This is a genomic window from Methylobacter psychrophilus (genome assembly GCF_025583945.1).
GTDB classification, from domain to species: domain Bacteria; phylum Pseudomonadota; class Gammaproteobacteria; order Methylococcales; family Methylomonadaceae; genus Methylobacter_C; species Methylobacter_C psychrophilus.
In genome coordinates, this window is the sequence record NZ_JAOEGU010000002.1 from 1 (window position 1) to 11,665 (window position 11,665).

Below are 11,665 nucleotides of genomic sequence, written 5' to 3' on the forward strand. Positions count from 1 at the left end.
AGTTTTTCGATTTTGATCAATAGTCTTACAGTGCGAGTATAGATTTTATGGCAATACGATTCGCTGATGTCGAAGACCGCAGCCAGATTTATCAACGTCGGATAGTGACGAAGATAATAGAGTGTCAATAATAAGCGGTCTTCCAAAGCCATCTTGGAGTCTTTTCGTCCCCGTCTAGTCAGTGGATTAAGGACTTTTTGTTCGTCCAGGTAAGTCGCCAGCTTACCGTGAAGATGCAGAAAATCTTCTGGTGACAGGCCGACAGTCCTTAAAAATTCTTCAGGCTTGTGTCTTGGTAATTGAGCATAAGGAGTCATGGCTATCCGTGTTTTCAGAGGTAGATCACTATTTTAACCTTATAAAGGCCAAATTCTATGTCGATTATTTAGGAAAGATGTCTAATGTATGGATCGCCGCATTCCAGATCAAGAAATGTTAAAAACAGAAATTTTAGCGTGGCAAGAAAAAAGAAATACTATTGCTCGGCCTATGGAATGGCGGTTTACCACGGAGGATGCACGGATAAAACTGAAGAAACTTTATCCGACATTATCAGATTGACTGAGTACTAGGTTTGTATTCCGGCCTTTAGGCAACTCGCAATAATAGTCTCCACACGCTTCGTACACAGTGTTGCAGGAATCATTAAGTCGGTGGTGCTCCCAGAGTTAGGTAATGATTGGGTGGTATTTATTGCGAGTTACTTTACTAACGTTTCGGTCCGGGTTATAAACCCGGACCGGCAACGGCAGAGTCCACGAAAAATACGAAAGGCACGAAAAAAAGCAGATTTATTTGTTAACATCTTAATATACAAATATTGACGGGATTTATAACCCAGTTAAGTAACTCGCAATAAATAAGCCTCTCAATTTATAGTTTCCACATACTTAACTTAATGGCAGTGACCGTACCTGACACCATGATAATTTGGAGTACAAACCTAGGTTTGTATTCCGGCGTTTAGGCAACTCGTAATAATAGTCTCCACACGCTTCGTACGCAGTGTTGCAGGAATCATTAAGTCGGTGGTGCTTCCAGAGTCAGGCAATGATTGGGTGGTATTTATTACGAGTTACCTTACTAACGTTTTAAAAAATATTGAAGCCTTTAAATGTTTCGGTCAGGGTTGCAAGCCCAGACCGGTATAGGGGCTGATATCTGTACCTTTAAACAATGAAATCTACAAGTCTTGAAATTATTTATCCGGGAATCTATGGATACAGTGAGGTTATCGAAAAATATCTGCAATATTTGTTAGCAGGATGCTTTTGAGTATAGTCGGTGGGGAGATTTTAGTGGTTGGCCTGTCGAGCTACAGTTAATCTCGACGTTACGCTTGAAGATGATTATGGGGTTAAAAGCGTAACAGGGTTATAACCCCATTACGCTTTTATTACTGCTTGTTGTTAATTTACGACCTATAGTGTGACGGGGTTTGTAACCCGGTTACTCACGTTTTAAAGCTATTTAAACCTTTCGGTCAGGGTTACAAACCCAGACCGGCATCGAAGTTAATCAGTTAACTAATTAACTGATAGACAAAAACCCATGAACGCCCAGGTCATCAGTGGTTTGCCCAACAATAAAATGCGTATTGGTACCGTTGATAATTTGGGTATTTAAATCTGCCAAAGAAGAAGCACCAAATTGAGCCAAGGTATGTCCGGTCAGTGTCAAAGAGTTTAACGCGGAATTAGTCGCGCCACTGACAGAGCCATCTGGTAGCAAGTTCTGGATATGTAAAGTCAAGCCGGTATAATCGGTTGCGCCGCCAGTGTTAAAGTCGGTAAACCCGGCATTAATCGTGCTGACGCCTTTAACCCAACCCCAAATCGTGGCTTTATCCTGACCTTGAGTAAAATCAGTCAGCGTTGACCATGTCACTCCTGTTGCCCTGCCATCCATAAAGAAAGTATTGATACCATCGCCACCACTCAAAAAGCTGGAGCCGGTTGAACCATCAAGAACATCATTACCGGCACCACCATTGGCTGCTTTATTACCTGTGCCGGCCAGCTTGATAAAATCATTGCTGGTACTGCCGATAATGACCGCATCAGCTGACTTATCAATTATCTGATATTTCAAATCCAAATTTTGTCCGGAATTTTGTACATACGCCTCAGGTTTAATATATTCATTGGTGCCATTACCAAATGATTTGAACAAGTCTGCAACCGGTTCAGCGGTCAATTGAACGGGTGTAATATCCAACGTCGCTGTAGCTGCCACCGTACCTGCAGTCGGACTGACACTATCGGTAATGGTGTAGTTAAAACTCACCGATGTAGCATCATTTAATAACGGCGTATAGCTCCAGGTACCATTGGCATTGTCGACCAAAGTACCGTTACTGGACGCAAGGCTCAGGCCGGTAGCGGTAAGGGTATTAGCATCCAAATCAACGGCATTGCCTAACAACTCGGCTTGGGTAATTACGCGGGCTTGGCTGTGCTCGAGAATTGATGCCAACGTGACGACAGAAGTCGTCGGCGCATCATTAACATTAACGACGGCAGTGGTTGTAGTGCTGGTTACGCTTTCAGGTGTACCCAACAGGTCAGTATAGCTGGCTGTTACAGTGATGGTTTTATCGACTTGCGCTTGAGTTAACGTTAATGTTGAAGCTGTTGCACCGCTAATTGCCGTGCCGTTAGCCAACCATTGGTAACTGATAGTACCCAGACCATCAATATCCACCAAGGTACTGACCGCTGTCAGTATTTCGTTTTGCGAGGCCGTACCTGTAATGGTCACTGCGCCTGTAGGTGCAGTATTAATGTGGGCGACTGCAACGATGGCAATGGTTGGAGAGCTGGGTACGCTTTCAGCTTTACCCAATCCATCGGTATAACTGGCTGTTACGGTAATGACTTTACCTACTTGCGCTTGACCTAAAGTCAGCGTTGCTGCTGTTGCATCGGTAATGAGTGTCTGATCAGCGTACCATTGGTAAGCAATCGTACCCATTCCATCTAAATCCCCCAAGGTACTGATCGCTGTCAGTATTTCGTTTTGTGTAGCCGTACCGGAGATAGTCACTGTGCCGGTATGTGGATTATTAAATTGTCCTACGCTAGAAGTAGCAGAACTGGTCATACTTTCCGTAGTACCCAGCAGGTCAGTATAACTTGCCTTTACGGTAATGGCTTTACCCACTTCTGTTTGACCTAAAGTCAGTGTTGAACTTATTGCGCCGCTAATGGCTGTGCCATTGGCCAACCATTGATAGGTGATAGTTGTTGAATCCAAACCATCGATATCCACCAAGGTATTGACTGCGGTCAATATTTGGTTTTGCTCAGCCGTGCCGGAGATAGTGACAGTGCCGGTAGGTGCGTCATTGACATTGACTATGTTGCCGGTTGCAGAACTGGTTACGCTTTCAGCGGTATTTTTCTGATCGGTATAACCGGCTGTTACCGTGATGGTTTTACCGACTTCTGCTTGACCCAGCGTCAGCGTTGAAGCTGTTGCGCCGCTAATGGTCGTACCATTTGCCAACCATTGGTAACTGATAGTGCCCAGACCATCGACATCCGCCAGTGTATTGGTTGCCGTCAGTATTTCATTTTGCGTAGCCGTGCCGGTAATGGTTACTGAGCCGGTAGGTAGAGTATTAACATGTGCTACTGCAGTTATGGCAGTGGTTGCAGAACTGGTTACGCTTTCAGCGGTATTTTTCTGATCGATATAACTAGCTTTTACGGTAATGCCTTTGCCTACTTCTGCCTGACTTAGCGTCAGCGTGCCGGCTGTTGCGTTGGTAATGGCTGTGCCATCCGCAAACCATTGGTAAGTAATGGTACCCAAGCCATCGATATCCGCCACGTTATTGCCGGCCGTCAATATTTCGCCTTGAGTAGCCGTACCGGTAATGGTCACTGCGCCGGTAGGTAAATTATTCTCCGTCGTTACCGTTGCTTTACTGTATGTTAACAAACCAGTAGTCGCATCCAAACTCCATGTTTGGACTGCCTGGGTCACGATTTGAGTAGAACCACCGCTGTAATAGTAAAAGTTGCCTGCCGTACCATAGTTGATGCTGGCACCTGCGTCAGTTTTACCACCATTCAAACTAGCAAATGTATTTCTTAGGTCATGCTGTCCGGTATCAGGAGTATCCGAATCTAAAATGATGGCACTCAGATTTAAAGCTGTATTAACAACAGCATCGGGATTGTCAATTTGAGTTGCCGTATTAACAGAGGCTATATGGTTTGCTGAGGTAGTAACAGCAGCGGCAGCAACGGTTATAGTTGCAAATTTTTCCGGGCTTATCGCAGGGCCGGTTGCCAGTAATCTACCTCCGTTACCTGAAACAAGCACACCAAAAACGGTAGTCGCCGTATTTAAATTGGCAGCAAAAGTTGACCATTTTCCATCAGTAGAATTCGCTGTCAGATCAGTCAGGTTATAGCTCATTGAAAAAGCATCGTTGCTTAAATTAGCAACCAAATCACCCATGGTCAGACCCAAGTCCAATACAAAGGTTGATGCACTGGTGGTGTCATACACTGACAAATAAGCTTCTGATAATAAATTATCTTTTACTTTTATAGACAGAGTGTCCGCATAACTATTGACTGCCTCAGTATTTAATGCCAATCCTGATTCAATAGTTCCGGTAGAAGCTTCTAATTGCCAATCCCCGCCTAAAGCCGCTGAGCCGGTCAGGTCAGTTGAAGCGGCTACATCGGCGTTGGTTAATACCGCTAACTGGTTGATAAAATCCACGCCATTTTGATTAGCGGCAACATCACAACCGTACAGTAAAATATCACCGGTGTCGGTCAGGTTGCTACCCATACTGGCCAGTTGTTCGCTGTATAAGCTTAAATTGTCTTGCGAGATGGTGCTTGAACCCAGCAACAAAGTGCCTGCACTGCCGTGAGACATGATTTGAATGCTTTGTAGCGGCACAAAATCTGCTGTACTTGCCGCCAAAGTGGTCAGGTAATCGCTGATTTGTGTCAGACCATCAGAACCTGAATCCAGAATTAATACCGCGCTGCCTGCAGTGGCAGCACTGGCTAAACCTTGCCAATCACTAACCTGACTGTCGATGACTAAAAGGTTGGTGATTGGTGTGATTGTTTGGCTCATGATAGATGTCTCTTATTTTTGAGGGGAGGGAAGGAAAAAAATTAAGAACGGTTAATAGCGAGGGCATTAGTTATTATAGATATTGCGTTTGATAGCACTAAAAACATTTCTTGATAAGAGGGTACGTCATCAATATGACAGGTATGTTAAATAGAAGAGCTAATTGTTTTTTTGGAGAAACTTCGTTACTAGTCGCAGCAAACTATTCTCGCTTTTATGATGTTACATCAATGCGACTTACCGGAATGTGGAAGCCGGTCAAAAAATCATGACAGCTGCTGCGACTGTGGGTTGTAGGAACGAGGTTCTCGTTGCGATTAACGGCTAATGGTTCAAATCGCGACCAAGGCATCGCTCCTACGAAGCTCAAAGGTGAAACCATTCTGCTTTTACAAAAAGATTTAGGGCTGTTTTTTAAAGTCGCAGGGGGGGGGTATTAGTTCTTTGCAGACGAGAGTGTCTGATTGGTTGGTAGCTCTTTTATTTATACTGATTAAGTGGCTGGGCAGGTTAATAAGGTTTTTTTCGTGCTTTTCGTGGACTAAATTTTCTCGCTATAGCTACGCTTCAACTTCGGCCGTATCAAGATCTTCCTCGATAAATGTAGGCAGGCTATATTTCTCTATAAAATAACTTTTAAGCCAGATATTAATGTCTAGCTGTTTAAAAGCCAGTGCGGCATCTATTTGCAATAAACGTTGGCGTACCAAATGCTGTGGAAGCAGAATTAATTCTATGTCAGCCATGGACACAAATTTATCAGGATGCGCGTTGCCATTGTTGATGATCTTAAAAAGTTGTTGTTTTTTTAAGCCCAAGTTCTGGTTTAGCTCTTCCCTGAACTCAATAAATAAGGGGAGTAAATCACTGCCCGTGCAATCCATGTCATGTAACTGGTACATACGGTTTAAAAGATTACTAACAGCGAAGCGATAAAGTTCTGCTTCTCTTACAAAAAGACGAGACGCCATGGTTTGGATCGCATTCCGATCATGATTGTTTAAGCGCATTGAAACAATTTGTTTTTTATCGCCTTCTGTAAATCCTGGTGATGATGACATAGTTCAACTGCTGGTATTAAAGTTCAGAAATTCCATTAAAGTCTGATTATGCTTAAATATAGTTGATTAATGTGACAGCTTTATAACAAAGCATACATTTAATCAATAAGTCACCTTTTACCTTGCTAATTGTGTTGACATGGCCGGGTTTTTACGAAACCCAATTAGGCAATCGTAGCGCAAAGGTCATGTTTTATCATTTTCCAAATAAGTGTATTGCCAGATTAATATAGCGTAATGAAGCTGTCATACAAGTGTATTACATTGTCAGCAACTGTCACTGTTTTGTAATCCAAAAGACTAAGCCGATATGGGATACTAGCGCCACGTTGAGGGCATCTTGAGCAGATGCCGGTTAAGCAGGGAATGCACTGACCATACTGAACAGAAGCAGCAGTAGCGCTTCATTCTTGTTTCAGTAATCAACGGTAAAGAAATAGAATCATGGTAGCGGGAGCTTAACTGCTTGGCAATAAAGCAGTGAATATATTGGTAAAAAAGACAGTGTAAAAGCTAAACTCGTTGCGAAGCGGGGACGGAAAGCTACAGGTCTTGAAAGATTATGGTTATTTTCAAGATGGCTGGGCCGCCACATTATGCGAATTTTAATTTTAAACATAATTGGTATTAACAAATGAAAAAATTTAACAAAACTTTACTCGTTGCGGCGCTGATGGTTGCTGCCGGTTCTGCTAATGCAAGTATTAAAACAACTAGCAATACTTTATCAGAAGCTTATTTGTCAGTTTATGACACCACCAGTGCATCAACCTTTGTCTTGGACTTGGGTCTGACCATGGGTGATTTGGTAACTAATTTAAGCAATACTGCTTTTTTCAAGAGCTATGACCTTGCAGCTTTGACAGCAACTTCTACTGGCGGCAAATGGTCAACTTATGTGGCTGGTTTAAATACAGCGACTACTGTTTTTGGTGTGCTTACTTCAGGTAACGGAGGCAGATTACTGGCAACCGGTCCTGCGATCAGCCCCGCAAAATTTGCAACTATAACCGTTGCTGCAGCTGCTGTCACTACTACAAAAAATCATATAGAGACCGTTAATACGGCTACTCTTGCTGACAATGCTGGCGCAGTTGTTAATACGGCTTTAAATCTGAGTGCCATCATTTTAGATGCGGATACTGCCAATACCGGGCAGCATGATCAGAACAATTCATTTGCCAGTCTTACTGGTGGTAAATCTGACGCGGGTGCCAGCATTAACTATGGCACTGAAGGTAACTTCTATTATTACGCCGGTGCTGCCATTCCAGTTGAGGCAGTTCAAACCTGGAAGTTGGATGCAGCTAAAGGTACATTGACTTATGCTGTTGCCGCTGTGCCATTGCCTGCTGCAGTTTGGATGTTTGGCGCCGGTTTGCTGGGTATGATGCGTTTAAATCGTCGTAAATCAATGGCTGTATAAGTCATTTAGGTTGGGTTGCTAATAACGCAGACCAATAAACCAAAGTACAGATGTCGGGTTGAGGCTAACGCTTACCCCGACATCTTTATTTATTGTCAATTCTGTTGACTAAAAAAGTACCTGTTACTGTCAGTCGTCTCTAAAAGACGGCTTCTTTTTAATAAAGCGAGATAAACATGAAAAAATTAGTATTGAGCGCAGCTATACTGGCAGCGTTATCAGCAACCGCTGCCCAGGCAACGATTGTCATTGGTAGCAATGGCGTCCCCGTCATTAATCCCGCTGACACCAATATTTTGTATTTGTCAGGTGCCTCTGCGGCAGAAAAATTTATTGAAGGCGTTATGACTAATTCTGCAGTACCTGCTGCTGACAGAATTTGTGATACATCCAAAAAGGTTTATAAATTCCAGGATACTGCTACTACTTCGCAATATGCTTATTTGTGCGAAAGAGCAACTACCAATGCTTCTGTGCCTACCAATAAGGCCAATATTTTAATTTACAAACGCAGTGCCGGCGGTTCAGCCTTTGGTGTGAGTCCACTTATTGCCGAAGCTAACGGTGATGCAGCATCTGCCACTATCGCGTTCTTAAAAATTGACACGTCTTGTACTGTAGCTACTGCGGCTGTTGCTGGCACAACATTAGGTAAGATTAGCTGTGCATATAATGCAGCAGATGCTGCTACTTATACCACTCATATTCCTGATTTTGGTATCTCTGACGTCGATCCTGGCCAGTTTACTGGTAGTAATGCGCCGTTGAATCCGGCTACCGGTGCGCCTTATGTCAGTGTTACTTCAGCTGATGTCGCCAAATTAACAATAAAAAGTGCTTCTACATTGGTTTTTGGCGTACCCGTTACCAAAAATTTGTATTTTGCCTTGCAAGCCGCTCAAAAATCTCTGGGCACAGTACCTTCCAGTTGTGTGGTAGGTGATGAAACTGAAGCTTGTATGCCTAGCTTAAGTTCTGCACAAATCGCTACTATTCATGCGGGTACGATAGTTGACTGGAATCAACTGAAAGTAGGTACCGTTGGTTTGTTTGATTGGGCGACAACTAATGCATCCGCTTATTTACCGACTGCGTCTTATTTGCATACATGCCGTCGCGAGAATGGTTCAGGTACACAAGCGCAATCGAATATTAAATTTCTAGGCGATCCTTGTACTTCTGCCAGTCTTACAGCCGGATCTGACGCGGTTGCTCAGGGTTTTGGTGAAGGCGATGGCTTGGCCATGGTACACGAGAACAACAGTTCAGGTGTGGTTGATGAGTGTTTAAATGAATTGCAAGACGGTACCAATACAGTAGGTACTGCTTTTGATAATTCTTACGGTGTGCGTTGGGCAGTAGGAATCCAGTCAATGGAGAAAAAAACCGCTACTACTTCTAAATACCGCTTTGTTAAAGTTGATAGTGTGGCGCCTACCTTGGCCAATGTAGTTAACGGTAAATACCGTGATTGGGCAGAAAATACTTTTCAATATGGTACTGCCCATGTTTTTTCCAGCAACTCTGCTGAAAACACGGCTCTGAAAGCTTTGACTGATGCAATTATTAAATCTTCTGGCGCACCCGAAGTAATGGCTAAATTGAACACCGGTTTTGCTCATACCTTTATACCTGTAGCAGCCAATCAAGGTGCTTATATGGCAGTACCGAGCAACTATGCTATAGAAGCAAATGGTGCTTTCTTGAGCAGCAGACCGGTTAATCCTTACAGTCATGCAACACCTGCTTTATCGGTTAATAACTGCCGCGTACCTTCTGTTTACAGTAACGGTACAGCGCCTTCAGGTGATACTGGTTTGTAATAAACATTTAACCGGGGCAATCCCGGTTTGAGTCAAGGATGACTTACCCTTTAAAAAACCAGCCGTTTAAGGACGGCTGGTTTTTTTTTGCTTGTAAATTGGTCATGCATGTCATGAGTGCCGAATGCTAAGCTCATGCTTGATATTTCACTACTAGCAGTTCCGGCTTAGTCGCCTTAATTTCGGTTAATTCCCAAGTGCCTAATGTAGCTTTTAACTTACACTCAGCCATCCTGTCATAAAACCTTAACTTTACTTTTATATAATAAAAAATAGAGATGCTTTCATTGGGAAGGCGCAGATTAGTGTTAACCAATATACGCATGCAACAAAATCGTAATAAACGTAGCCGCGCTTTAGTCTGTTTGGCCTGGAGTGGTTTTGCCCTGGCTCAAGCTCAAGCCGGGCTTGATGCCTACGCACAAGAAGCGCCGCAAGTAACAGCAACTGACGTTGAGCAACAAAATGTTCCCAAGCCGCCTGCTGCCAGTTTTGATTTGCTGGAATTGCGAGTGAAGGGTAATACCCTGCTTGACAAGAAACAACTGGAACGCACGATCTATCCCTTTCTGGGCCTCAAAAAAAGCATAGACAACGTTGATTTGGCACGCTCTGCTTTAGAGGAGTTTTATAGAGCCAAAGGCTATCAAACTGTTATGGTGGATATTCCCGAGCAAGACGTAACAAACGGTATCGTTTATTTAAATGTCGTGGAAGGCAAGGTATCGCGCTTGCGGGTAACAGAGTCCCGCTATTTCTCGCTGGGCAAAATTAAGGCCGGAGTGCCGGAGCTGGCAGAAGGTAAGGTGCCTAACTTCCCCGTGATGCAGAAACAATTGACAGAGTTGGGAGGGGAAAGCGCCGACCGGAAAGTTCAGCCAATTTTGCGTGCCGGTGAAACCCCCGGAACACTGGAAGTTGATTTAAAAGTAAAAGATGAGTTGCCGTTACACGGCAGGGTCGAGCTTAATGGTCGAAATACTTACGGTACGTCGCGATTACGCCTGGTGTCGTCATTGCATTATGACAATCTCTGGCAGAAAATGCACAGTGCGTCGTTGATGTATCAGGTGTCACCCGAGATCAGTCAGGAAGTCAGCGTGTGGGCCGGTACCTATGCCATGCCGGTGTTTAATACCGATATGCGGTTGGCGCTATATGGTGTTAATTCTTCGTCAACTTCAAATGTTGCCAGTGTTGGGGGTACAACAATCATCGGTACCGGTAGTATTTATGGTGCAAGGTTGGTAAAGCCGTTACCGGCGCTGGACAATTATTTTCACAGCGCAACGCTGGGTGCCGATTACAAGGATTTTAAGGAAAATTTAACCTTAAACAGCCCCGGTGGTTATAAAACACCCATTAGTTATCTACCGTTTCTTGCTCAATATAGCGGTAGTTTTCGGAGTAAAGAATCGTTAACCAGTTTTGATTTAGGGATGCATTTTTCGGTGCGTGGTTTGGGTAACGATCAGGCCGAGTTTGAAAACAAGCGTTATCTGGCCAAAGCCAATTATATGTATGCAACCGGTGATGTTAAGTTTCTTTATAACTTGCCATTGGGTATGGAAGTAAGCAGTCATGTTTCTGGTCAGGTAGCCGATTCCCCCCTCATTAGTAATGAACAATTTTCGTTGGGCGGCGCGACGAGTGTACGTGGTTATTATGAAACAATGGCATTGGCTGATGACGGTGTATTTGGTTCGCTTGAGCTACATTCGCCACATTTAGGCTTGGAGAGTTGGGATTATCTCAATAAATTGAAATTGCTGGCGTTTGTTGATGTAGGACAAGGTTGGATACAGAACCCGTTGCCGGGTAATCTTAGTGGCAATACGCTGGCTGGTGCCGGTTTCGGTATGCATTTTCAGATGTGGAAATACTTGAACGGTATGTTGGATGTCGGCTTTCCGTTTATTTCGCTGGGACCGGTGAGCAAAGGTGATCCACGTTTGGATTTTAATATCGCCACCGAATTTTAAAATTACAGACGATATTTGCATTTTTCATAGAATTCCTGAAGTAGTTGACACTTTTTTACGACAAAAAATGCGAATAATCTTTGTAGGTTGGGTTAGGAACCAGCCTAACTCGACATAGATATTCCGTACCGCAGGCGTTTTACAGTACCAAGTGCCGGTATGATTATCCGGCAATAAGTTTTTTAGTGTCAAACCTAAACCCGTTGTGAAGCGGGGGCAGAAAGTTGCGGATCTTGCCTGGCAAGATGGCCGGGCTATCACTTA

The 11,665-nt window shown here is 43.7% G+C and carries 6 protein-coding genes, 1 pseudogene and 2 riboswitches; of the genes and pseudogenes, 4 read left to right on the forward strand and 3 right to left on the reverse strand.

What is annotated here, in order from left to right; translation table 11 throughout:
* A partial coding sequence (locus N7974_RS01130) for a transposase family protein (RefSeq protein WP_262963876.1) occupies nucleotides 1-317 on the reverse strand: 317 nt, incomplete at its 3' end.
* Between the two features lie 85 nt (nucleotides 318-402).
* Here N7974_RS01130 and N7974_RS01135 point away from each other — a divergent pair.
* A pseudogene (locus N7974_RS01135) lies at nucleotides 403-561 on the forward strand (IS630 family transposase); the annotation flags it as partial.
* Between the two features lie 969 nt (nucleotides 562-1,530).
* Here N7974_RS01135 and N7974_RS01140 read toward each other — a convergent pair.
* Together N7974_RS01140 and N7974_RS01145 are read right to left on the reverse strand one after the other, a co-directional pair.
* The gene (locus tag N7974_RS01140; RefSeq protein WP_262963877.1) at nucleotides 1,531-5,109 is read right to left on the reverse strand and encodes a DUF4347 domain-containing protein; all 3,579 of its coding nucleotides are present in this window, start codon (nucleotides 5,107-5,109) and stop codon (nucleotides 1,531-1,533) included.
* Between the two features lie 560 nt (nucleotides 5,110-5,669).
* A complete protein-coding gene (locus tag N7974_RS01145; RefSeq protein ID WP_262963878.1) occupies nucleotides 5,670-6,170 on the reverse strand; it encodes a hypothetical protein in 501 nt (166 codons plus the stop codon).
* 502 nt (nucleotides 6,171-6,672) lie between these two features.
* Nucleotides 6,673-6,764: riboswitch (cyclic di-GMP riboswitch) on the forward strand.
* A gap of 40 nt (nucleotides 6,765-6,804) precedes the next feature.
* Here N7974_RS01145 and N7974_RS01150 point away from each other — a divergent pair.
* From N7974_RS01150 to N7974_RS01160, 3 genes are all read left to right on the forward strand, one after another.
* Nucleotides 6,805-7,596 carry a hypothetical protein gene (locus N7974_RS01150; RefSeq protein ID WP_262963879.1) on the forward strand — a complete coding sequence of 264 codons (792 nt, stop codon included), beginning with the start codon at nucleotides 6,805-6,807 and terminating at the stop codon, nucleotides 7,594-7,596.
* Nucleotides 7,597-7,772: 176 nt separating this feature from the next.
* Nucleotides 7,773-9,419 (forward strand): hypothetical protein, encoded by a 1,647-nt coding sequence (locus N7974_RS01155; RefSeq protein WP_262963880.1) that lies wholly within the window; start codon nucleotides 7,773-7,775, stop codon nucleotides 9,417-9,419.
* A 305-nt stretch (nucleotides 9,420-9,724) separates the two neighbouring features.
* Complete coding sequence (locus N7974_RS01160; RefSeq protein WP_262963881.1) at nucleotides 9,725-11,401, forward strand: ShlB/FhaC/HecB family hemolysin secretion/activation protein; 1,677 nt, start codon at nucleotides 9,725-9,727, stop codon at nucleotides 11,399-11,401.
* Between the two features lie 183 nt (nucleotides 11,402-11,584).
* A riboswitch (cyclic di-GMP riboswitch) is annotated at nucleotides 11,585-11,663 on the forward strand.
* Nucleotides 11,664-11,665 lie beyond the last annotated feature (2 nt).

What these genes read in the sequence shown, in the direction of transcription:
- N7974_RS01140 (WP_262963877.1), bottom strand. Translation starts at nt 5,109, where the DNA reads ATGAGCCAAACAATCACACCAATCACCAACCTTTTAGTCATCGACAGT.
- N7974_RS01150 (WP_262963879.1), top strand. Translation starts at nt 6,805, where the DNA reads ATGAAAAAATTTAACAAAACTTTACTCGTTGCGGCGCTGATGGTTGCT.
- N7974_RS01145 (WP_262963878.1), bottom strand. Translation starts at nt 6,170, where the DNA reads ATGTCATCATCACCAGGATTTACAGAAGGCGATAAAAAACAAATTGTT.
- N7974_RS01155 (WP_262963880.1), top strand. Translation starts at nt 7,773, where the DNA reads ATGAAAAAATTAGTATTGAGCGCAGCTATACTGGCAGCGTTATCAGCA.